The 20476-nt window shown below is 70.9% G+C and carries 21 protein-coding genes; 13 read left to right on the top strand and 8 right to left on the bottom strand.

Translation table 11 applies throughout. The features are described from left to right. Nucleotides 1–46: 46 nt before the first annotated feature. Nucleotides 47–1210, bottom strand: a complete 1164-nt coding sequence (locus RISW2_RS07560; protein ID WP_043768716.1) for an isovaleryl-CoA dehydrogenase — start codon at nucleotides 1208–1210, stop codon at nucleotides 47–49. Between the two features lie 157 nt (nucleotides 1211–1367). Here RISW2_RS07560 and RISW2_RS07555 point away from each other — a divergent pair, with 157 nt between their 5' ends. Further along, nucleotides 1368–1835 (top strand): pyridoxamine 5'-phosphate oxidase family protein, encoded by a 468-nt coding sequence (locus tag RISW2_RS07555; RefSeq protein ID WP_043768714.1) that lies wholly within the window; start codon nucleotides 1368–1370, stop codon nucleotides 1833–1835. A 28-nt stretch (nucleotides 1836–1863) separates the two neighbouring features. Here the strand turns inward: RISW2_RS07555 and RISW2_RS07550 are convergent, their stop codons facing one another. Continuing rightward, complete coding sequence (locus RISW2_RS07550; RefSeq protein ID WP_043768712.1) at nucleotides 1864–3081, bottom strand: DegT/DnrJ/EryC1/StrS family aminotransferase; 1218 nt, start codon at nucleotides 3079–3081, stop codon at nucleotides 1864–1866. Then, nucleotides 3078–3758 (bottom strand): HAD-IA family hydrolase, encoded by a 681-nt coding sequence (locus RISW2_RS07545; protein WP_043768711.1) that lies wholly within the window; start codon nucleotides 3756–3758, stop codon nucleotides 3078–3080. Before RISW2_RS07545 ends, RISW2_RS07550 begins: the two co-directional genes overlap by 4 nt. Before the next feature lie 113 nt (nucleotides 3759–3871). Here RISW2_RS07545 and glmU point away from each other — a divergent pair, with 113 nt between their 5' ends. Continuing rightward, complete coding sequence (gene glmU / locus RISW2_RS07540; RefSeq protein WP_043768709.1) at nucleotides 3872–5224, top strand: bifunctional UDP-N-acetylglucosamine diphosphorylase/glucosamine-1-phosphate N-acetyltransferase GlmU; 1353 nt, start codon at nucleotides 3872–3874, stop codon at nucleotides 5222–5224. Between the two features lie 2 nt (nucleotides 5225–5226). Beyond that, nucleotides 5227–7041, top strand: coding sequence for a glutamine--fructose-6-phosphate transaminase (isomerizing) (gene glmS / locus RISW2_RS07535; RefSeq protein WP_043768707.1), 1815 nt, complete (start codon nucleotides 5227–5229; stop codon nucleotides 7039–7041). Between the two features lie 13 nt (nucleotides 7042–7054). Here glmS and RISW2_RS07530 read toward each other — a convergent pair whose 3' ends face one another. After that, nucleotides 7055–7549, bottom strand: coding sequence for a hypothetical protein (locus RISW2_RS07530; protein ID WP_043768706.1), 495 nt, complete (start codon nucleotides 7547–7549; stop codon nucleotides 7055–7057). Nucleotides 7550–7627: 78 nt separating this feature from the next. On the opposite strand from RISW2_RS07530, the gene moaA reads away from it, so the two are divergent. The 6 genes from moaA to scpB all read left to right on the top strand — a co-directional run bounded on the left by moaA (nucleotide 7628) and on the right by scpB (nucleotide 14061). Continuing rightward, nucleotides 7628–8635 carry a GTP 3',8-cyclase MoaA gene (gene moaA, locus RISW2_RS07525; RefSeq protein WP_043768703.1) on the top strand — a complete coding sequence of 336 codons (1008 nt, stop codon included), beginning with the start codon at nucleotides 7628–7630 and terminating at the stop codon, nucleotides 8633–8635. 91 nt (nucleotides 8636–8726) lie between these two features. Continuing rightward, a complete protein-coding gene (gene argS / locus RISW2_RS07520) occupies nucleotides 8727–10472 on the top strand; it encodes an arginine--tRNA ligase (protein ID WP_043768701.1) in 1746 nt (581 codons plus the stop codon). Nucleotides 10473–10560: 88 nt separating this feature from the next. Then, nucleotides 10561–11574, top strand: coding sequence for an SPOR domain-containing protein (locus RISW2_RS07515; RefSeq protein ID WP_244437525.1), 1014 nt, complete (start codon nucleotides 10561–10563; stop codon nucleotides 11572–11574). Beyond that, entirely contained in the window at nucleotides 11571–12581 is a 1011-nt protein-coding gene (locus tag RISW2_RS07510; RefSeq protein WP_043768697.1) for a glycoside hydrolase family 3 N-terminal domain-containing protein, read from the top strand. Before RISW2_RS07515 ends, RISW2_RS07510 begins: the two co-directional genes overlap by 4 nt. After that, on the top strand, nucleotides 12581–13384 hold the full coding sequence (locus RISW2_RS07505; protein ID WP_043768695.1) for a segregation and condensation protein A: 804 nt from the start codon (nucleotides 12581–12583) through the stop codon (nucleotides 13382–13384). Before RISW2_RS07510 ends, RISW2_RS07505 begins: the two co-directional genes overlap by 1 nt. After that, the gene (gene scpB, locus RISW2_RS07500) at nucleotides 13381–14061 is read left to right on the top strand and encodes an SMC-Scp complex subunit ScpB (RefSeq protein ID WP_043768693.1); all 681 of its coding nucleotides are present in this window, start codon (nucleotides 13381–13383) and stop codon (nucleotides 14059–14061) included. Before RISW2_RS07505 ends, scpB begins: the two co-directional genes overlap by 4 nt. Before the next feature lie 7 nt (nucleotides 14062–14068). Here scpB and RISW2_RS07495 read toward each other — a convergent pair whose 3' ends face one another. Beyond that, entirely contained in the window at nucleotides 14069–15907 is a 1839-nt protein-coding gene (locus tag RISW2_RS07495) for a cation:proton antiporter (protein WP_043768691.1), read from the bottom strand. A 125-nt stretch (nucleotides 15908–16032) separates the two neighbouring features. Then, nucleotides 16033–17193, bottom strand: coding sequence for a deoxyguanosinetriphosphate triphosphohydrolase (locus RISW2_RS07490; protein WP_043768689.1), 1161 nt, complete (start codon nucleotides 17191–17193; stop codon nucleotides 16033–16035). A gap of 127 nt (nucleotides 17194–17320) precedes the next feature. Between RISW2_RS07490 and RISW2_RS07485 the strand changes: the two genes are divergently transcribed. From RISW2_RS07485 to grxD, 4 genes are all read left to right on the top strand, one after another. Beyond that, complete coding sequence (locus tag RISW2_RS07485) at nucleotides 17321–17644, top strand: HesB/IscA family protein (protein ID WP_043768688.1); 324 nt, start codon at nucleotides 17321–17323, stop codon at nucleotides 17642–17644. A 92-nt stretch (nucleotides 17645–17736) separates the two neighbouring features. Next, a complete protein-coding gene (gene xth / locus RISW2_RS07480) occupies nucleotides 17737–18546 on the top strand; it encodes an exodeoxyribonuclease III (protein ID WP_043768686.1) in 810 nt (269 codons plus the stop codon). An 84-nt stretch (nucleotides 18547–18630) separates the two neighbouring features. Beyond that, on the top strand, nucleotides 18631–18873 hold the full coding sequence (locus tag RISW2_RS07475) for a BolA/IbaG family iron-sulfur metabolism protein (RefSeq protein WP_043768684.1): 243 nt from the start codon (nucleotides 18631–18633) through the stop codon (nucleotides 18871–18873). Between the two features lie 112 nt (nucleotides 18874–18985). Then, the gene (gene grxD, locus RISW2_RS07470) at nucleotides 18986–19354 is read left to right on the top strand and encodes a Grx4 family monothiol glutaredoxin (protein ID WP_043768682.1); all 369 of its coding nucleotides are present in this window, start codon (nucleotides 18986–18988) and stop codon (nucleotides 19352–19354) included. A gap of 90 nt (nucleotides 19355–19444) precedes the next feature. Here the strand turns inward: grxD and RISW2_RS07465 are convergent, their stop codons facing one another. Continuing rightward, nucleotides 19445–19861, bottom strand: a complete 417-nt coding sequence (locus tag RISW2_RS07465; RefSeq protein ID WP_043768676.1) for a cell division protein ZapA — start codon at nucleotides 19859–19861, stop codon at nucleotides 19445–19447. Next, nucleotides 19861–20397 (bottom strand): hypothetical protein, encoded by a 537-nt coding sequence (locus RISW2_RS07460; RefSeq protein ID WP_043768674.1) that lies wholly within the window; start codon nucleotides 20395–20397, stop codon nucleotides 19861–19863. Before RISW2_RS07460 ends, RISW2_RS07465 begins: the two co-directional genes overlap by 1 nt. Between the last annotated feature and the right edge of the window lie 79 nt (nucleotides 20398–20476).

The following is a 20476-nucleotide window of genomic DNA, read 5'->3' as shown; positions in this document are numbered from 1 at the left end:
CTCGCGGCACGGTAGCAGACCAGGTTCGACCCGCGAAGCCCATCGCTCAGTCCATCGCCGCCATGAGCTCGCGCCCGACCAGCATGCGCCGGATCTCGGAGGTGCCAGCACCGATCTCCATCAGCTTGGCGTCGCGGAAGAGCCGCGCGACCGGCGCGTCGGCCATGAAGCCCGCGCCGCCCATGGCCTGCACCGCCTGGTGCGCCTGCACCATGGCCTGTTCCGAGGCGTAGAGGCAGCAGGCGGCGGCGTCCTGGCGCGTGACCTCGCCGCGGTCGCAGGCCTTGGCCACCTCGTAGACGTAGGCACGGGCCGAGTTCATGGCGGTGTACATGTCGGCGATCTTGCCCTGCATCAGCTGGAACGACCCGATGGGCCGGCCGAATTGCCGGCGCTCGGCGAGGTAGGGCATGACCTCGTCGAGGCAGGCGGCCATGATCCCGAGCCCGATTCCCGCGAGCACCACGCGTTCGTAGTCGAGCCCGGACATGAGCACGCGCACGCCGCGCCCCTCCTCGCCCAGCACGTTGTCGAAGGGCACCTCGACATCCTCGAACACCAGTTCGGCCGTGTTCGAGCCGCGCATGCCGAGCTTGTCGAAATGCGGGCTGGCGGAGAAGCCGGCCATGGTCTTCTCGATCAGGAAGGCGGTGATGCCCTTCGACCCGGCCTCGGGATCGGTCTTGGCGTAGACCACGAGCGTGTCGGCATCGGGGCCGTTGGTGATCCAGTACTTGGTGCCGTTCAGCACGTAGCGGTCGTTGCGCTTGTCCGCACGGAGCTTCATCGACACCACGTCCGACCCCGCGCCCGCCTCGGACATGGCGAGCGCGCCGACCCGTTCGCCAGAGACGAGGCCCGGCAGGTAGCGCGCGCGCTGGGCATCGGTGCCGTTCAGCCTGATCTGGTTCACGCAGAGGTTGGAATGGGCGCCGTAGGACAGCGACACCGAGGCCGAGGCGCGCGCCACCTCCTCGATCGCGACCACGTGGGCGAGGTAGCCCATGTCGGAGCCGCCGTACTGTTCCCCCACGGTGATCCCGAGCAGCCCGAGGTCGCCCATCTCGCGCCAGAGCGCGTGCGGAAAGGCATTCTCGCGGTCGATCTCGGCCGCCATCGGCTTCAGCCGGTCCTGCGCCCAGCGGTGCACCATGTCGCGCAGCGCGCCGACGTCCTCGCCCAGGTCGAACTTCATGACGGCGTCGAACATGCGCGGCCCTCCTCCGGCTGCGTTATTGAACGAGCGTTCATATCTCGTCCTACCCGTCGGCCCCGGTCCTGGCAAGGCGCAGCCGCGCAGGAACCGCCGTCGCGTGCCCTGCGTTCCGACGCCGAACCCGCAGAGACACGATGGAAAGGATTGCCTCATGGCACAAGACCTCAAAGACACCTTCTGGAAACGGCTCGACAACGTGACGGCGGGCCTTCTGTCCACCGACAGCGAGCGTCCCGTGCCGATGGCGCCGCAGGCCGATCGCGGCGAGAACGCGATCTGGTTCATCACCGCGGCCGGGTCGGCGGCGGACCGCGCATCGCAGTCGGGCGGCGAGGCACGATTCGACGTCGCGGATCCGAAGGCCGGCCTCTACGCGGTGATCGAGGGCAAGCTCGACCACGGCAGCGGCGACAAGCTCGACGACGTTTGGAACGCCTTCGCGGCGGCCTGGTTGAAGGACGGCCGCGACGACGACTCGGTGCGGCTCGTCAAGATGACGCCGCACAAGGCGGAGGTCTGGGCGACCGAGAATTCGGCCTCGTTCCTGTGGGAAGTGGCGAAGTCCAACCTCACGGACGCGACGCCCGAGGGTGGCGAGCACGGACGCCTGGCGTTCTGAACCGCGTGACAGGCTGGGCCGCGGCGCGTCAGCCGCGGCCCGCCTCCGGCGACGGCGCCGCCGCCGTGACCTCTTCCCGCACGATCCGCGCGACGAGCGCGCAATCCTCGAGGCTGAAGGTCAGCGGCAGGCGCATGTCGATCAGGCCCGCCAGCACCCGGTCGGTGGCGGGCATGGGTACCGACGGCGCGTAGCGCCACGCGCCGTAGCGCGAGGTGAAGCCCACGGGCTCCTCCGGCCCGAACCATTTCAGCTCCACCCCCCGTTCCGCGCAGGCCGCGATGACCCGGGCGATCCGCGCCTCGGACCAGTCGAGCAGCAGGAACTGGAAGGACGAGCCGACGAAGGCTTCGGCTTCGGGGCGTTCGATCAGCGTCAGACCCGGCACCTGCCAGAGCCCGCGCTCCATCTCGCGGTAGCGTGCGTTCCAGCGCTCGACCCGGTCCGCGAGCGTGCTCAGCTGCGGGCGCAGGATGGCCGCGCGCAGGTTGTCCATGCGCCCCGAGATGTTCGGCATGTCGTAGCGCAACGTCTCGAACGCCTCGGCGCCGGGCGCCGCGAGGTGCCGGGGATAGAGCATGTAGGAGCCCGACAGGAGGATCGCGCGCGCCGCGATGTCGTCGTCGTCCGTCACGAGGAACCCGCCCTCGCCGGAATTCACGTGCTTGTAGGTCTGCGTCGAATAGCAGCCGACCAGCCCGTGCCGCCCGGACGGCACGCCGCGCCACGCGGCCCCCATGGTGTGGGCGCAATCCTCGATCACCGTCACGTCCGCGTCGCGGCAGAGCGCCATCAGCCGGTCCATGTCGCAGACATGCCCGCGCATGTGGCTGAGGAGCAGCACCCGCGCCTCTTGCAGCTTCGCCGCGAGGTCGTCGAGGTCGATGACGAGGGCCTCGGTCACACCCACGAAGACCGGCCGCGCGCCGAGCCCCGCGATGGCGCCCGGCACCGGGGCGAGCGTGAAGGCGTTGGTGAGCACCGGATCGCCGGGCCCGACGCCCACCGCGCGCAAAGCGGTGGCGAGCGCGTAGCCGCCCGAGGCCACGGCGAGACAGTGGCGCGCGCCGGTCATGGCGGCGAAGTCCTGTTCGAGAAGCGCGGTCTCGCCCTGCTCGTCGCCCGCGAGGTTGTAGCGGTGGAGCCGACCGTGCCGCATCACGGCGACCGCCGCCTCGATCGCGTCCTCGGGAATCGGTTCCTGCTGCGTGAAGCTGCCGGTGAACCGCGGGGCCGCGTCGGTCATTCCGCCGCGCGTCCCTGCCCCAGGAGCCGCGCCGCGAGGTCGGGCAGCTCGGCGAAATGGCCCATGGTCGCCTCGGGCTCGAGCCGCGCGACGCCCGCGCCCTCGGGGCCGAAGCGCACGAGGATGCAGGGCACGCCCGCGGCCCGCGCGGTCTCGCGGTCGGTCTCGGTGTCCCCCACGAGGAGCGAGGCATCGACGGCGCCGCCCGCGCGCTCCACCGCCGCGCGGAAGGGCGCGGGGTCGGGCTTGCGCACCGGCAGCGTGTCGGCGCCCACGAGCGAGCCGAAGAGGTCGCGCACCCCGAGCCGGGTCAGCAGCGTCTCGGCGAGGCCCTCGGGCTTGTTGGTGCAGATGCCGACGCGGGTGCCGCCGCTCACCAGGAGGTCGACCGCCTCGACCACGCCGGGATAGAGCCGCGTGTGCACGTCGATCGCCGCGCCGTAGGCCTCGAGCAGGACGGGATACCAGCGGTCCACCTCGGCCTCATCGATCCCGCCCATGCGCGACAGGCCGAGCCGCAGCATCGCCCGCCCGCCCCGCAGCGCGGTCGGCGCGTCGGTGTCCGGATGCAGCATGGCGCCCGCCCCCATCTGGGAGAAGCAGACATTCGCGGCGGCGATCAGGTCGCCGCTCGTGTCCGCCAGCGTGCCGTCGAGGTCGAAGATCACCGTGCGCACCGGGCACCCGCCTTTCCTGTTGCAGGCGGAAATCCAACGTGATCCGACGCCTGCTTGTCCTGCATCGCAAGGTCGTTAAAACGAGCGCGGCGGAAACACAAAGAGTAATTGGCATGAGCATCGCCCTCGTGGTCCTCGCGGCCGGCAAAGGCACGCGGATGGAATCGGACTTGCCCAAGGTCCTGCACCGGATCGGGGGGGCGCCGATGCTGCTGCACGCGCTGCAGGCAGGGTCCGCGCTCGGACCCGAGCGCATCGTGGTGGTGGCGGGCCACGGGGCGGACGCCGTGACGGCCGCCGCGCAGGACTACGACCCCGAGATCGAGACCGTGCTGCAGGCCGAGCAGAAGGGTACCGCGCACGCGGTCGCCCAGGCCGCCCCCGTGCTCGGGAATTTCGAGGGCGACGTGATCGTGCTCTACGGCGACACGCCCTTCGTCAGCCACGAGACGCTCGAGGCGATGGCGGTGGCGCGCGCGCAGCACGACGTGGTCGTCCTGGGCTTCGAGGCCGACGATCCCGGCCGCTACGGGCGGCTGGTGATGGCGGGCGAAGACCTTGCGCGGATCGTCGAGTGGAAGGATGCGACGGACGAGGAACGGGCCATAACCTTCTGTAATTCCGGCGTGATCTGCGCGGACGCCCGGACGCTTTTCCGGCTGGTCGCGGCGGTGGGCAACGACAATGCGGCGGGCGAGTACTACCTGACCGACGTGGTGGCGCTGGCGCGTGCCGAGGGTCTGACGGCGACCGCGGTCGCCTGCGACGAGGCCGAGACGCGCGGCATCAACAGCCGGGCCGAGCTGGCCGCGGCCGAGGCCGCGTTCCAGGCGCAGGCACGGGCGGCGCTGCTCGAGGACGGCGTGTCGCTGCAGGCGCCCGACACCGTGTTCCTGAGTTACGACACGGCGATCGGGCGCGACACCGAGATCGAGCCCAACGTCGTCTTCGGCCCCGGCGTCACCATCGAGAGCGGCGCGCGCATCCGTGCCTTCAGCCACCTCGAGGGCTGCCACGTGAGCCGCGGGTCGGTGGTCGGTCCCTTCGCGCGGCTCCGGCCCGGGGCGGAGCTGGCCGAGGACGTGCACGTGGGCAACTTCGTCGAGGTGAAGAACGCGCAGCTTGCTGCAGGCGTGAAGGCCAACCACCTGACATATATCGGAGATGCCGAGATCGGCGAGGGCACCAACATCGGGGCGGGCACGATCACCTGCAATTACGACGGTGTCTTCAAGCACCGCACCGAGATCGGCGCGGGCGCCTTCATCGGGTCGAACACGATGCTGGTGGCGCCGGTGAAGGTCGGTGCCGGGGCCCTGACCGGGTCGGGGTCAGTGATCACCTCGGACGTGCCGGACGGCGCGCTCGCGCTCGGGCGCGCGCGGCAGGTGACGAAGGACGGCCACGGCCGTCGCCTGATGGACATGCTGCGCGCGCGCAAGGCCGCCGCCCGCAAGGAGGCCTGAACATGTGCGGTATCGTCGGGGTGCTGGGCACTCACGAAGTCTCTCCCGTCCTGCTGGAGGCGCTGCGGCGGCTCGAATATCGCGGCTACGACAGCGCGGGGATCGCCACGGTGAACGACGGCCACCTCGACCGGCGACGCGCGGTGGGCAAGCTCGTGAACCTCTCGGACCTGCTGGTGCACGAGCCGCTGCCGGGCAAGTCGGGCATCGGTCACACCCGCTGGGCCACGCACGGCGCGCCGACCACCGGCAACGCGCACCCGCACAAGGCCGGGCCGGTCGCGGTCGTGCACAACGGGATCATCGAGAATTACAGGGCCTTGCGCGAGGAACTTCACGCATCGGGTGCGCGCTTCGCGACCGAGACCGACACCGAGACCGTGGCGCTTCTGACCGAGCGGCACATGGCCGAAGGGCTGGCGCCGGTCGCGGCGGCGATGAAGACCATCGACCGGCTCGAGGGCGCGTTCGCCCTGGCCTTCCTCTTCGACGGCGAGGAGGACCTGATGGTCGCGGCGCGCAAGGGCAGCCCGCTCGCCATCGGCCACGGCGAGGGCGAGGTCTACGTCGGCTCGGACGCGATCGCGCTCGCACCGCTCACCGACACGATCACATATCTCGAGGAAGGCGACCGCGCCGTGCTGACCCGCACGAGCATCGAGATTCGGGACGAGGCCGGACAGATCGTGCAGCGGCACGCGAAGCGCGTCTCGATCGACGCCGCGCGCGTCGACAAGTCGGGCTACAAGCACTTCATGGCCAAGGAGATCGCCGAGCAGCCGTCGGTTCTGGCCGACGCGCTGCGGGCCTACCTGGACGGCGACACGATCCGGCTCGGCGCCGACATCGACTTCGCCAGGATCGAGCGGCTGACCATGGTGGCCTGCGGGACCGCCTACTACGCCTGCCTCACGGCGAAATACTGGTTCGAGACGCTGGCCGGCCTGCCGGTGGAGGCCGACATCGCGTCGGAATTCCGCTACCGCGAACCGCCGCTGACGCCGGGAACCGCGGCGCTGTTCGTCAGCCAGTCGGGCGAGACGGCAGACACGCTGGCGGCGCTGCGCTACTGCAAGGGGCGGGCCGACCGGGTGCTGTCGGTGGTGAACGTCGCCGAAAGCTCCATCGCGCGGGAATCCGACGTGGCGCTGCCGATCCACGCGGGCGTGGAGATCGGCGTCGCCTCGACCAAGGCCTTCACCTGCCAGCTGAACGTGTTGCTGCTGCTCGCGCTCAAGGCGGCGGTGGACCGTGGCCGCATGACCGAGGCCGAGCTCGCGGCGACGCTGGGGGAGCTGCGCGGCCTGCCGGGCGTGATCAACGCCGCGCTCGACCGCGACGAGACGGTGGCGATGGCCGCCCGCGCCATCGCCGAGGCGCGCGACGTGCTGTTCCTCGGCCGCGGACTGATGTACCCGCTGGCCCTGGAAGGCGCGCTGAAACTAAAGGAAATCAGCTATGTGCACGCTGAAGCTTATGCATCAGGAGAGCTGAAGCACGGCCCCATCGCGCTCATCGACAAGACCGTGCCGGTGGTGGTGATGGCGCCGCGCGACCGGCTGTTCGACAAGACCGTGTCGAACATGCAGGAGGTCATGGCGCGCGGCGGGCGGGTGCTGCTGATCACCGACGCGGCGGGTGCGGCCGAGGCCGGCGGCGACGTCTGGCGGACGATCGTCCTGCCCGAGGTGGCGCCGGTCCTGACGCCGATCCTCTACGCCCTGCCGGCGCAGCTGCTGGCCTACCACGCGGCGGTGGCGAAGGGCACGGACGTGGACCAGCCGCGCAACCTCGCCAAGTCGGTCACCGTCGAGTGAGCCGTCGCGGCGCTCAGCCGCCGGCGTAGACCTCGACGGTCGGAAGGTCCGTGAGCGGCGCCTCGATCAGCCGCATGGCGGCCAGCGAGATGCGGCTGCCGGCGGTGGCCGCGCCCTCGATCGGGCGAAGCTCCACCTGCGCGGACTTCCCCGTCGCCGGATACACGACCCGGCCCTGCGTCGCGGTGGTGACGAGCGGTGTCTCGAGCCAGAAACCTCCCTGCGCCGGATCGCCCAGCGAGGCGACGGTGCTGCCAAGGTTCCGCTCGCCGCCCGGCGCCGGGGCCGCGGCGGCCTCTTGCCGTTCCTCCGCCGTGGTGACGTCGAAATCCTCGACCGTGCGCGCGGTGGGCGACGGGAAGCGCGTGTCGGGCGTGGCGGCGGTGCCGGCCTCGGGGGCGGTCGCGGTCGCGGCGGGTTCCTGCTGTCCGCCGAAGCGGTCGCGCATGTCGGCGCAGGCGGCGAGCGATAGGGCGGCGACCATCAGGCCGGCGTTCGTAAGGCGCATGTCTGTTCAGACCTTTGTCCTGTCTCGTTCCTCGTCCCGATACTTGCCCCTCGGCCCGGGAATTACTAGCTTCTCGGAATGAACACGCCGCTCATCGACCCGTTCCAGCGCCCGATCAGCTATCTCAGGGTATCGGTCACCGACCGGTGCGACTTCCGCTGCGTCTACTGCATGTCAGAAAACATGTCGTTCCTGCCCAAGAAGGAGCTGCTGACGCTCGAGGAGCTCGACCGGATGTGCTCGACCTTCGTGGGGCTCGGGGTGCGCAAGCTGCGCATCACCGGGGGCGAGCCACTGGTGCGCCGCGAGATCATGACCTTTTTCCGCGCCATGACCCGCCATCTCGAGGCGGGCGATCTCGAGGAGCTGACGCTGACCACGAACGGCTCGCAGCTCGAGAAGTTCGCGGACGACCTCTATGCCGCGGGCGTGCGCCGGGTGAACGTCTCGCTCGACACGCTCGACGAGAAGAAGTTCGCGGACATCACCCGCTGGGGCCGGCTGCCGCAGGTGATGCGCGGCATCGACGCGGCGCAGCGCGCGGGCCTCCGGATCAAGATCAACACCGTGGCGCTGAAGGGCTTCAACGAGGACGAGCTGTTCACGCTCACCGAATGGTGCGCCGAGCGCGGCATGGACCTGACCTGGATCGAGGTCATGCCCATGGGCGACATCGGCAACGAGGATCGGCTGGGCCAGTACTGGAAACTCTCGGACCTGCGCGCACGGCTCGGGCAGCACTACACGCTGACCGACCTCGCCGAGCGCACGGGTGGACCCGCCCGCTATGTCCGGATCGAGGAGACCGGGCAGAAGATCGGCTTCATCACGCCGCTGACCCACAATTTCTGCGAAAGCTGCAACCGCGTGCGGCTGACCTGCACGGGCGAGCTGTTCATGTGCCTCGGGCAGGAGGACAATGCCGACCTGCGTGCGCCGCTGCGCAACAACCCGGGCAGCAACGTGCCGCTCGAGCAGGCGATCCGCGCGGCGATCGCGCGCAAGCCCAAGGGCCACGACTTCGACTATTCGCGCCAGTCGGTCGACGGGCGGGTGTCGCGCCACATGAGCCACACCGGCGGCTGAGGCCGCTCCCTGCCCGCCTGTCCCGGCCGGCCGGAATTGACCCCGGCCACCCGAGTGGTAAGAGGCCGGTCGACAAGCGACAGGTGACAGCATGACTCTCTTCACCGATATCGGTGCGCTGGTGGCGTCCGCCATCGGCGGGATGCAGGCGGACGGGATCCTGCCCGGAGGGCTTGACCTCGGGCCGGTGACGGTCGAGCCGCCCCGCGACGCGGGGCACGGCGACATGGCGACGAACGCCGCCATGGTGCTCGCGAAACCCGCGGGCAAGAAACCCCGCGACATCGCCGAGGCGCTGGCGCCGCGGCTTGCGGCCGACCCGCGCGTGGCCTCGGCCGAGGTGGCGGGCCCGGGCTTCATCAACCTGCGGCTCGAGACGTCGGTCTGGCAGGAGGTACCGCGCGCGGTGATCGCGGCGGGCACCGGCTACGGGCGCTCGACCATGGGGGGCGGCCGCAAGGTCAACGTCGAATACGTCTCGGCGAACCCGACGGGGCCTTTGCACGTGGGCCACACCCGCGGCGCGGTCTTCGGCGACGCGCTTGCGAGCCTGCTCGACTTCGCCGGCTGGGACGTGACGCGCGAATACTACATCAACGACGGCGGTGCGCAGGTCGACGTGCTCGCGCGGTCGGTCTACCTGCGCTACCTCGAGGCCCACGGCCAGGAGGTGGAGTTCGCCGACGGGACCTATCCGGGCGAGTACCTGATCGCGGTCGGCGAGGCGCTCAAGGCCGAGGTCGGCGACGCCTACATGGGCAAGCCCGAGGCCGAATGGCTCGAGGCGGTGCGCAGCTTCGCCACCGACGCGATGATGGAACTGATCCGCGAGGACCTGAAGCTCCTCGGCGTGCGGATGGACCACTTCTTTTCCGAGAAGTCGCTCTACGGCACGGGCCGCATCGAGAGCGCCATCGACACGCTGAAATCCAAGGACCTGATCTATCGCGGCACGCTCGAGCCGCCCAAGGGCAAGACGCCCGAGGACTGGGAGCCGCGCGAGCAGACGCTGTTCCGCTCGACCGCGCACGGCGACGACGTGGACCGGCCGATCATGAAGTCGGACGGCGCCTGGACCTATTTCGCCCCCGACATCGCCTATCACTGGGACAAGGTCAGCCGCGGCTACGACGCGCTCATCGACGTGTTCGGCGCCGACCACGGCGGATACGTCAAGCGGATGAAGGCGGCGGTGTCGGCGCTGTCGGACGGCCGCGTGCCGCTCGACATCAAGCTCTGCCAGCTGGTGAAGCTCTACAAGGACGGCGAGCCGTTCAAGATGTCGAAGCGCGCGGGCACCTTCGTCACGCTGCGCGACGTGGTCGACGAGGTCGGGCCCGACGTCACGCGCTTCGTCATGCTGACGCGCAAGAACGACGCGCCGCTCGACTTCGACTTCGGCAAGGTGCTGGAGCAGTCGAAGGAGAACCCGGTCTTCTACGTGCAATACGCGCATGCACGGGTACATTCGGTCCTGCGCAAGGCCCGCGACGCAGGGCTCGACGTGTCGGACACGGCCCTCGCCGGGGCCGATGTCGCCCAACTCGACCACGAGGCGGAACTGGCGGTGGCCAAGAAGCTCGCCGAATGGCCGCGCCTCGTCGAGATCGCCGCCAAGGGCCACGAGCCGCACCGTGTCGCGTTCTTCCTCTACGACCTCGCCTCAGACTTCCACGCGCTGTGGAACCGCGGCAACGACCAGCCGGAGCTGCGCTTCCTGCAGGAGGACCAGCCTGCCACGAGCGCGGCGAAAATCGCGCTGGCGCGCGCCGTGTCGGTTGTCATTTCGGCCGGTCTTGGTATCCTTGGCGTCGCACCGGTCGAAGAGATGCGCTGACTCATAAAATGCGTCCGCCGGTGTCGAGACGAGCAGAGCAGACCACCGGCGGCGCGGACGACGGTCCCCGAAGGACCCGCCCCGGCCGATGACAGGCGAGGCAGGCATGGCGGAAACCTATTACGACGGATCCGGTCCGGAGTCCGGGCACGCGCGGACGATCGCGACGTGGACGAACTATGCCGGCGCGGCGATGTCGCTCGCGCTGCTGATCGGCGTGGGCGTCTGGGGCACCAAGCTCGTGCTGCGCGACGTCTCGGGGGTGCCGGTCGTGGTTGCCGCCGAGGGCCCGATGCGCATCGCGCCCGAACAGCCGGGCGGCGAACTGGCCGACCACCAGGGTCTGTCGGTGAACGCGGTGCCGGGCACCGGGCTGGCCGCGGCCCCTGCCGACACACTGAGGCTCGCGCCGCTCGTGACCGAGCTTTCCGACGAGGACGTGGCCCGTTCGGAGATCGTGCCGGTCGAGACCGTGCCGCGCCCGGTGGTCCAGGCCCCCCTGCCCTCGCTCGCCGAACTGACCGAGGAGACCGGCGATGCCGAGGCCGCGCTGCATGCGCTCGCCGACCAGCTGGCCGCCGGAACCGCCCCCCTGTCCGACCTGGCCGAGACGGAGGAGGATGCTGCGGACCTCCCGACCGATACCGACGATGTCATCAACGCGGTCCTGGCCGACGTGCAGAACGCGGCGACGCCCGCCTTCGAGGTGATCCCCGCGAGCGTCCCGGGTGTCGCGGTCTCGCGCCGTCCCTCGGTGCGCCCGGCGACGCTGAGCCGGCCCGCCCGTGCGGCCGCCGCCCCCATGCCGCCCGCACCCGAGACCCGCGAGATCGCGGCCGACACGCTCGAGGGCGGGACCCGGCTCGTGCAGCTCGGCGCCTTCGACAGCCCCGAGACGGCGCGCGCCGAGTGGGCACGGCTCGACACGCGGTTCGGCGACTACCTCGAGGACAAGGCGCGGGTGATCGAGCGCGCGTCGTCGGGGGGCAAGACCTTCTACCGGCTGCGGGCGCACGGCTTCGACGACCTGTCGGACGCGCGGCGGTTCTGCGCGGCCTTCGTCGCCGAAAAGGCCGACTGCATCCCGGTGGTGACCCGGTGACCGGGGACCGGTTCGGCGCCACCATCCTCGGCTGCGCGGGCCCTGCGCTTTCGGACGACGAGAAGCGGCTCTTTGCGTCGGCCAATCCCTTCGGCTTCATCCTCTTCGCGCGCAACATCGCGGACGGGGACCAGCTGCGCGCGCTGACGGCCGAGCTGCGCGCCAGCGTCGGGCGCGACGCGCCGATCTTCGTCGACCAGGAAGGCGGCCGGGTGCAGCGCCTGCGCCCGCCGCTCGCGCGGGACTGGCCGGCGCCGCTCGACCAGGTGGCGGAATACGGCGCCGCGGCGCCCCGCGCCATGCAGCTGCGCTACCGCATCATCGCGGCGGAACTCAGGTCCTACGGGATCGACGGCAACTGCGCGCCGATGCTCGACGTTGCGCGGCCGGGCACGCACCGCTTCCTGCGCAACCGCTGCTACGGCGAGGACGTGGCGCGGGTGGTCGAGATCGGCCGAGCCGTCGCGGCGGGTCTGACCGAAGGCGGCGTCCTGCCGGTGGTGAAGCACATGCCGGGACACGGGCTCGCCGATCTCGACAGCCACCACGACCTGCCGCGCATATCCGCCGCGGCCGAGGAGCTGCAGCGGGTCGATTTCGCCGCGTTCCGGCCGTTTGCCGGCCTGCCGCTCGGGATGACCGCGCATCTCGTCTTCGAGGCCTTCGATCCCGAGGCGGCCGCCACCGTGTCGGCGCGCATGATGCGCGCGATCCGGCAGGACATCGGGTTCACCGGCCTCGTGATGACCGACGACATCTCGATGCAGGCGCTGTCGGGCGACGTGGCCGACCGCGGCGCGGCGAGCCTGGCGGCGGGTTGCGACGCGGTCCTGCACTGCAACGGCGACCTCGCGGAGATGCAGGCGCTGACCGACCGCGTGGGCGCCATGACGCCCGAGGCACATGTGCGCGCGCTGGCCGCGCTGGCGGCGCGCCGCCCTGCCCCGGAGGTTGACATCGACGCGCTGGCTGCCCAGTTGAAAGGGCTTCCCCGCGGGCCCGCGTGATGACCAAACCGGATCAGGACAGGGTGGTCGCGCATCCGAGCGTGGCCGAGCGTCTCGAAGCCGAGGCGCTGATCGTCGACGTCGACGGCTTCGAGGGGCCGCTCGACCTTCTCCTGACGCTCTCGCGCACCCAGAAGGTGGACCTGCGCAGGATCTCGGTCCTGCACCTTGCCCGGCAATATCTCGACTTCGTGGAAAAGGCGCGCGACCTGCGGATCGAGCTCGCCGCCGACTACCTCGTGATGGCGGCATGGCTCGCGTTCCTCAAGTCGCGGCTCCTGCTGCCCCCCGACCCCGAGGAGGAAGGCCCCTCGGGCGAGGAGATGGCGGCGCACCTCGCCTTCCAGCTCGAGCGGCTGCAGGCCATGCGCGAGGTGGCGGCGCGGCTCATGGGACGGGACCGGCTCGGGCGCGACATCTTTGCCCGCGGACTGCCCGAACGCATGGAGCGGGTGAAGCGCGTCAGCTACACAGCGACGCTGCTCGACCTCATGCAGGCCTATGCGCGCATCCGCACGCGCGACGAGTTCCGGCCCTTCGTGATGGACCGCGACCGGGTCTACACCATGGAACAGGCGCTCGAACGGATGCGGGGCATGATCGGCTTTGCCGGCATGTGGACCGACATCGCCTCCTACCTGCCCGAGGGCTGGGGCGGCGACCCGGTGATGCGCCGCTCGGCCACCGCCGCGACCTTTGCCGCATCGCTCGAGCTGGTGAAGGAGGGCCGCGCGCAGATCCGGCAGTCCGAGACCTTCGCGCCCATCGAGATCCGGCGCACCGACCGGGAGCGGCCGACGTGAGCGACCCCGAAGACACCGGCGACGCGGGCACGGAACGCCCGCGCGAGAGCCTCTTTGCCGCGCCCGTGATGGCGGAACAGGAGCGCATGGTCGAGGCGATGCTCTTTGCCTCGGCCACGCCGATGACCGCGCGCGCGCTCAACGACCGGATGCCGCATGGCTGCGACGCGGCCGAGGCGCTGGTGCACCTGCAGAAGCGTTACGAGGGCCGCGGCGTACGGGTTGTGCGCGTGGGCGACGGCTGGGCGATCCGCACGGCGCCCGACCTCGGCTTCCTCATGCGCGAGGAAACCGTCGAGACCCGCAAGCTCAGCCGCGCGGCGATCGAGACGCTCGCCATCATCGCCTACCACCAGCCCGTGACGCGCGCCGAGATCGAGGAGATCCGCGGCGTGAGCGTGAGCCGCGGCACCGTCGACCAGCTGATCGAGATGGAGTGGATCCGGTTCGGCCGCCGCAAGATGACGCCGGGCCGGCCGGTGACCTTCGTCGTGACCGAGACCTTCCTCGACCATTTCGGGCTCGAGAGCGCGCGCGACCTGCCGGGGCTCAAGGAGCTGCGCGCCGCGGGCCTGCTGGAAAGCCGCCCGGCGCCCGGCCTCGGCGCGCCGACCGGGCCCGACGAGGACGCCGCCGAGGAACCCGACAGCGGCCAGAGCGAGCTTTTCGAAGACTGAACGCGGCTCAGGCGGTCGGACGCCTTTCCCCGCGCTCGCGCCGCTCCGGCCGCTTGGGCGTCAGCGCGACGAGCCGCAGCCCCTCGACGTCGCGCGGCTCGTCGCGCGGCTCGAGGAACCGCAGGGTGCCTCCCTCGGACAGGTCCGCCACCGGGATGGCCTCAGGGTTGGCCTCGCGCCAGTCCTTCAGCGAGAACTCGGACGACAGCCGCGTCGCCCGGAATTCCCAGCCGCTCTCGATCCGGGCCACCGCCTCGCCGAAGCTGTCGTCGGGGCCGAGCCCGCGTCCGCCAAGCGTCGCGGGCAGCGCGTGGCGGCTCGACCCGTCGCGCACCCGCTTGAGCTGGAACACCTTCTCGCGGCCGAATTCGGGGGCGAGGTCGGTGGTCACGAGCGTGTTGTAGGCGTCGTTGTCGGTCGCCGCGATCACCTGCTCGTAGCGCACGAGGTCGAGCCTGTGCTCGGCCTCCTCGGACAGGACATCGCCGAAGAACGTCTCGATGCCCGCCTCGCGCGCGCTGCGGAGGTGGGCGTGGTTGGGATCGGCGATCATCACCGGCAGGTCGAGCCGCGTCAGCGCCTGCGCCAGCGCCACCGACCAGGGCGAGCCGCCGACGATCAGGACACCCGGCCGGTCCGCCGCCGTCAGGCCGAGGAGTTGCGCGAGGGGCCGCAGCGTGAAGCCGTGCAACACCACGGTCGCGGCCACCAGCGCGAAAGCCAGGGGCGGCATGGCCGCACCGTCCTCGACGCCGATCTCGGCGAGGCGGGCACCGAAGAGCCCGGCGACCGCCACGAGCACCACGCCGCGCGGGCCGGTGAAGGCGACGAGCAGCCGCTCGCGCCACGGCACGTCCGAGAAGGCAAGCGCGGTCAGCACCGCCGCAGGACGTGCCAGCAGCACCGTCGCCAGCACGAAGAGCAGCGCGTTCAGGTCGAGGCTCGCCAGCGTCGCGCGGTCCATGTCGGCGGCCAGCAGGATGAACACGCCCGAGACCAGGAGGACGGTCGCGTGTTCCTTGAAGCGGCGGAGCTCGACATAGGACGGCAGCTCGACGTTCGCGATGAGGAGCCCCATCAGCGTCACGGCGAGCAGCCCCGATTCGTGCAGGACCGCGTCGGACAGCGCGAAGACGCCCAGCACGAGCGCGAAGAGCACCGGCACCTTCATGTATTCGGGCACCATCCCGCGGGCGAAGGCGCGCGCGGCGCCCCATCCGGCGGCGAGGCCCAGGACCGAGGCGATCACCACGCCCACCACGAGGTCCAGCGCGGCGGTCCCCGCGCCGGTCGCGGTCTCGAGCACGATGACGATCTCGAAGGCCAGCACCGCCGCGAGCGCGCCCACCGGGTCGTTCACGATCGCCTCCCATTGCAGGAGTGCGGCCGGTCGTCGGCGCAGGCGCGCCTGCCGCAGGAGCGGCGCGATGACCGTGGGGCCGGTGACGATCATGATGCCGCCGAAGACCGCCGAGGTCGCCCAGGACAGGCCCGCGGCGTAGTGCAGCGCCAGCGCCGAGGCGAGCCAGCCGAGGGGCGCGCCGATCACCACGAGCCGCGTGACCCCGGTCGCCGCACCCGCGAGGCTGCCCCAATGCAGCGAGAGCCCGCCCTCGAAGAGGATGATCGCCACCGCGATGGCCACCATGGGCTGCAGGAGGTCGCCGAAATCGCGCCCGGGATCGAGGATGCCGAGCCCCGGGCCCACGATCAGGCCCGCTGCCAGCATCAGCACGATCGCCGGCATCCGGAGCCGCCACGCCAGCCATTGCGACCCGACGCCAAGCGCTCCGACCAGAGCAAAACCCAACACCGGCGCCAGCGCGCCCTCCGTCCCGGTGGCCATCTCTACCGCACTCCTGCAATCGTGATCCGCGAGAGCTAATACACCGCGCGGCGGCTGCTAGTCCCCCGGATGCGGGCACGGGGCGCTGCGCCACAAAAAGCACAGCGGCGCGGGCGCGATCGCGGTCAGGTGAGGTCGGCCAGCACGTCCACCCCGGTCAGCCGGGCATGCGATTGCAGCGCGAAGCGGTCGGTCATGCCGGCCACGTAATCGGCCACGAGACGCGCGAGCGCGGGCCGGTCGGCAGCGGCTGCGATGTCCTCCTGCCAGCGGCGCGGCAGGTGTTCGGGCTGGTCGAGGTAGATCGGGAAGAGCTCGTTCACCACCGTGGTCACGCGCGCGCGCTGCGCCATGACGCTCGGCGCGCGGTACATCCGGTCGAAGAGGAAGCGGCGGATCTGGCGCAGGTCGGACCACATGCCGTCCGAGAAGGCGATGACCGGCCGGCCGAGCCCGCGGATGTCGTCGGGACCCTCCGCGCCGGCCGCGTCGAGCCGCGCACGGGAGGTGTCGATCACGTCGGCCACCATGGCGCCGAAGACGCGGCGCAGCGCCTCGTGCCGGCGGCGGTGCGGATCGAGGCCCGGCCACGTCGCGTCCACCTCGGCATAGGCGGCGCTGACCACCGGCAGGCCCGCGATGTCGTCCTCGGTGAAGAGGCCCGCGCGCAGGCCGTCATGGAGGTCGTGGTTGTTGTAGGCGATGTCGTCGGCCAGCGCCGCCACCTGCGCCTCGGCGCTCGCATGGGTCGAAAGCTCGAGGTCGTGCACCGCGTCATATTCAGCCAGCGCGTAGGGCACGTCGCCGGTCACCGGGCCGTTGTGCTTTGCGATGCCCTCGAGCGTGTCCCAGGTCAGGTTCAGCCCGTCGAAGTCCGCGTAATGGCGTTCGAGCGCGGTGACGATGCGGATCGTCTGCGCGTTGTGGTCGAAACCGCCGTAGGGCGCCATCAGCGCGTTCAGCGCGTCCTCGCCGGTATGGCCGAAGGGCGTGTGCCCGAGGTCGTGGGCCAGCGCCACCGCCTCGGTCAGGTCGGTGTCGAGGCCGAGCGCGTTCGAGATCGTGCGCGCCACCTGCGCCACCTCGATCGAGTGGGTCAGCCGCGTGCGGAAGAAATCGCCTTCGTGCTCGACGAAAACCTGCGTCTTGTGCTTTAGCCGCCGGAAGGCAGAGGCGTGGATGATCCTGTCGCGGTCCCGCTGGAAACAGGACCGGAAGGCGCTCTCCTCCTCGGGGTGTCGCCGCCCGCGCGATGCGGCGGGGGTGCAGGCATGGGGGGCGCGCATGAGCCTCGTGTCCTTGTCGCCGCTTCGCGAGCTTCATATATTCGGATCGGCGCGATGGAAACCGCCCGCGCCCCGGCGCGACCCCCAGCGGCGCCGGACCATCGCCCGCGATCCGGAGTGTTCAGCCATGCAACTGCCGCCGAAAGTCACCGACCGAGCGTTCGCCCGCCTTGCCGAGATCGGCGCGGGCGACCAGGGCCAGGCGCTGCGCGTCGCGGTCGAGGGCGGCGGCTGCTCTGGCTTCCAGTACGACATCCGGCTCGACGCGCCCGGCGACGGCGACCTCGTGCTCGAGGGCCAAGGCCAGAAGGTCGTGGTCGACGAGGTGTCCCTGCCCTTCCTCGAGAACGCGGTCATCGACTTCACCGAAGAACTGATCGGCGCGCGTTTCGTGATCGAGAACCCGAACGTGGCCAGTTCCTGCGGCTGCGGTACCAGCTTCTCCATGTGATCGGGCCGGGGCGGCGTCCGGGACGCCGCCTTGCCTTGCCCCCCTTCCCCGCGCCATAGAGCGGCGAGGCACAGCACGCGGGGGACAGGGCCATGCGCATCGCCACCTGGAACATCAACGGCGTCAAGGCGCGGATCGGCGCGCTTGTCGACTGGCTCGAGCGCGAGTCGCCCGACGTGGTGCTCCTGCAGGAGATCAAGTCGGTGGACGAGGCGTTCCCCCGCGACACGATCGAGGGTCTCGGCTACAACGTCGAGACGCACGGCCAGAAGGGGTTCAACGGCGTCGCCATCCTGTCGAAGCGCCCGCTCGAGGACGTGGTGCGCGGCCTGCCGGGCGGCGAGGGCGACGACCAGGCGCGCTGGATCGAGGCCACCGTGATGGGCGACAGCCACGCGGTCAGGGTCTGCGGGCTCTACCTGCCGAACGGCAACCCGGTGGATTTCGGCGCCGACGGCGCGCCCCAGCGGACCGGCAAGTACGGCTACAAGCTCGACTGGATGGACCGGCTCGCGGCGCGGGCCGCGGCGCTGCTGGCAGCCGAGATGCCGGCGGTCATGGCCGGGGACTACAATGTCATCCCCCAGCGCGAGGATGCCGCCCGCCCCGCCGCGTGGGAAAAGGACGCGCTGTTCCTGCCCGAGAGCCGCGCGGCCTTCCGACGGATCCTGAACATGGGTTTCACCGAGGCGTTCCGCGCCCGCGTCGAGGGACCCGGGCATTACAGCTTCTGGGATTACCAGGCGGGCGCCTGGGACAAGAACGACGGCATCCGCATCGACCACCTGCTGCTGACGCCGCAGGCCGCGGACCTGATGACGGACGTGGGCATCATGCGCGACGAGCGCGGCCGGGAGAAGCCGTCGGACCACGTGCCGGTCTGGGTCGACCTTGCCGCGTGACGGATCCGCGCGGGGGTCACTCCCTTGTGCGCGCGGCGGGGCTGTCATACATCTTCGACTGGACCAGGACGGAGCGTTCCCACCATGGCGATCGAGGCGCAGGAAATCGAGGCGCTGATCCGCGAGGCCTTTCCGCAGGCCCGGATCACCATCACCGATCTCGCCGGCGACGGAAACCACTACGCCGCCGAGGTGATCGACGAGAGCTTTCGCGGCCAGAACCGCGTGCAGCAGCAACGCGCCGTCTACGCGGCGCTCAAGGGCAAGATGGACGGCGCGCAAGGCGAACTGCACGCGCTGGCCCTGACCACCAAGGCGCCCGACTGAGGCGCCGGCATCCGCGCCCCGGCGCACGTGGCCCGGGCCGGACGAGGCGACACATCCACGCACACATCCCGGGAACGGCCACGCGCCCGAGACCCGAAGACGGAGACCAGACATGACCACCACCGACGCAAAGTCCCGAATCGAAGAGACCGTGAAATCCGCCGACGTCGTGCTGTACATGAAGGGCACGAAGACGATGCCGCAATGCGGCTTCTCCTCGCGCGTCGCGGGCGTGCTCAACTACATGGGCGTGGACTACACCGACGTGAACGTGCTGGCGGACGAGGACATCCGGCAGGGCATCAAGGACTATTCCGACTGGCCGACGATCCCGCAGCTCTACGTCAAGGGCGAGTTCGTGGGCGGCTGCGACATCATCACCGAGATGACGCTGTCGGGCGAGCTCGACCAGCTTTTCGAGCAGAACGGCGTGGCCTACGACAAGCAGGCCGCCGAGAAGATCCGCGAAGCGAACGGCTGATCGCGTCGCGCCACTGCTGACACGTAACACGGAAAGACGCCGCGCGGGGATGCCGCGCGGCGTCTTCTCGTTTCGGCGGGGCGGTGCGGCTCAGCCGGCCGCCTTGTCCTCGACGTCGGCCGCGATGGCCTCGGCCCGCGCGGCGAGCTCGGCCAGCGTCTCGGTCACACCCGCGGGGATCACCGGCACCTCGACGCGGCGCGGCTCGGGTTCGGGACGCTGGCGCAGCGACTCGGTCTCGGCCTCGGCCGCTGCGATCCGTGCGCCCAGCTCCGCCTCGCGGGTCTCGGCCTCGCGCAGGCGCTCCTCGAGGCCTGCGGTCTTGTCGGCGAGCATGAGGCCCGCCATGAGCAGCATCCGCGCCTCGGGCACGCGCCCCAGCTGGTCGACGAGGACCTGCGCCTCGGCATCGAGCATGCCGGCCGCGGTGCGCAGGTACTCCTCCTCGCCCTCGTGGCAGGCGACGGTGAAGGTGCGGCCGCCGATGCGGACGTCGATTTCTGGCATCAGGCGGTCTCCCCTTCCTGAGTGGCGGCGGCCTCGGCCAGGAGCGGCTCCAGCGCCGAGAGGACCGCGCGGGTCTCGGCGGTCTCGACCGCGCGCTCGGCGCGCAGGCTCTCGAGCTCGGCGGCGAGCGCCGCGTCGATCAGCGTGCCCGAGGGCGCGCCCTCGGCCAGCGCGCGGGTCAGCTCGGCATTGGCCTCGCGCAGGGTCTCGTGGGCGCGGCGCATCTGCTGCAGCTCCGCCTCGAGCGCGGCGAGGCTCTCGCGCCCCTCGGTCACCTGCGCGCGCAGGTCGGCGACCTGGCGTTCCTGGCGGTCGTGCAGCGCGCGCACCCGTTCCTCGAGTTGCGCATTGGCGAGCCGCTCGTCCTCGAGCGCGGTGGCGAGCGCCGCGTGCGCCTCGGGATCGACGGTGTCCGCCGTCGCGGCCTCGGGTTCGGCCGGAGGCTCGGGTGCGGGACGCTCGATCGCCTCGACGCCGCGCGCGATGCGGTCCAGCGCCGCCGCGATGCGCCGTTCAAGCTCGTCGATCTCGGTCATGGCCCACCCTTTCGTTGCGGCGCCGAACGGTCGCCTCGTGCCCGGCGCCGGCCGGCGGCACCCCCAGGTGCCTGCCCGA

Origin of the sequence: Roseivivax isoporae LMG 25204 (assembly GCF_000521865.1) — a bacterium.
GTDB lineage: Bacteria > Pseudomonadota > Alphaproteobacteria > Rhodobacterales > Rhodobacteraceae > Roseivivax > Roseivivax isoporae.
The sequence above is the reverse complement of the archived record's forward strand: the minus strand, read 5'-3'. Positions and strand labels throughout refer to the sequence as shown.

Excerpts from the sequence above, each read along its gene's own strand:
- RISW2_RS07550 (WP_043768712.1), bottom strand. The coding sequence starts at position 3,081 with ATGACCGACGCGGCCCCGCGGTTCACCGGCAGCTTCACGCAGCAGGAA.
- glmS (WP_043768707.1), top strand. The coding sequence starts at position 5,227 with ATGTGCGGTATCGTCGGGGTGCTGGGCACTCACGAAGTCTCTCCCGTC.
- RISW2_RS07490 (WP_043768689.1), bottom strand. The coding sequence starts at position 17,193 with ATGCGCGCCCCCCATGCCTGCACCCCCGCCGCATCGCGCGGGCGGCGA.
- RISW2_RS07485 (WP_043768688.1), top strand. The coding sequence starts at position 17,321 with ATGCAACTGCCGCCGAAAGTCACCGACCGAGCGTTCGCCCGCCTTGCC.
- RISW2_RS07475 (WP_043768684.1), top strand. The coding sequence starts at position 18,631 with ATGGCGATCGAGGCGCAGGAAATCGAGGCGCTGATCCGCGAGGCCTTT.
- argS (WP_043768701.1), top strand. The coding sequence starts at position 8,727 with ATGACTCTCTTCACCGATATCGGTGCGCTGGTGGCGTCCGCCATCGGC.
- RISW2_RS07555 (WP_043768714.1), top strand. The coding sequence starts at position 1,368 with ATGGCACAAGACCTCAAAGACACCTTCTGGAAACGGCTCGACAACGTG.
- RISW2_RS07495 (WP_043768691.1), bottom strand. The coding sequence starts at position 15,907 with ATGGCCACCGGGACGGAGGGCGCGCTGGCGCCGGTGTTGGGTTTTGCT.
- grxD (WP_043768682.1), top strand. The coding sequence starts at position 18,986 with ATGACCACCACCGACGCAAAGTCCCGAATCGAAGAGACCGTGAAATCC.
- RISW2_RS07560 (WP_043768716.1), bottom strand. The coding sequence starts at position 1,210 with ATGTTCGACGCCGTCATGAAGTTCGACCTGGGCGAGGACGTCGGCGCG.
- RISW2_RS07530 (WP_043768706.1), bottom strand. The coding sequence starts at position 7,549 with ATGCGCCTTACGAACGCCGGCCTGATGGTCGCCGCCCTATCGCTCGCC.
- RISW2_RS07505 (WP_043768695.1), top strand. The coding sequence starts at position 12,581 with ATGACCAAACCGGATCAGGACAGGGTGGTCGCGCATCCGAGCGTGGCC.
- xth (WP_043768686.1), top strand. The coding sequence starts at position 17,737 with ATGCGCATCGCCACCTGGAACATCAACGGCGTCAAGGCGCGGATCGGC.
- glmU (WP_043768709.1), top strand. The coding sequence starts at position 3,872 with ATGAGCATCGCCCTCGTGGTCCTCGCGGCCGGCAAAGGCACGCGGATG.
- RISW2_RS07515 (WP_244437525.1), top strand. The coding sequence starts at position 10,561 with ATGACAGGCGAGGCAGGCATGGCGGAAACCTATTACGACGGATCCGGT.
- RISW2_RS07465 (WP_043768676.1), bottom strand. The coding sequence starts at position 19,861 with ATGCCAGAAATCGACGTCCGCATCGGCGGCCGCACCTTCACCGTCGCC.
- moaA (WP_043768703.1), top strand. The coding sequence starts at position 7,628 with ATGAACACGCCGCTCATCGACCCGTTCCAGCGCCCGATCAGCTATCTC.
- RISW2_RS07460 (WP_043768674.1), bottom strand. The coding sequence starts at position 20,397 with ATGACCGAGATCGACGAGCTTGAACGGCGCATCGCGGCGGCGCTGGAC.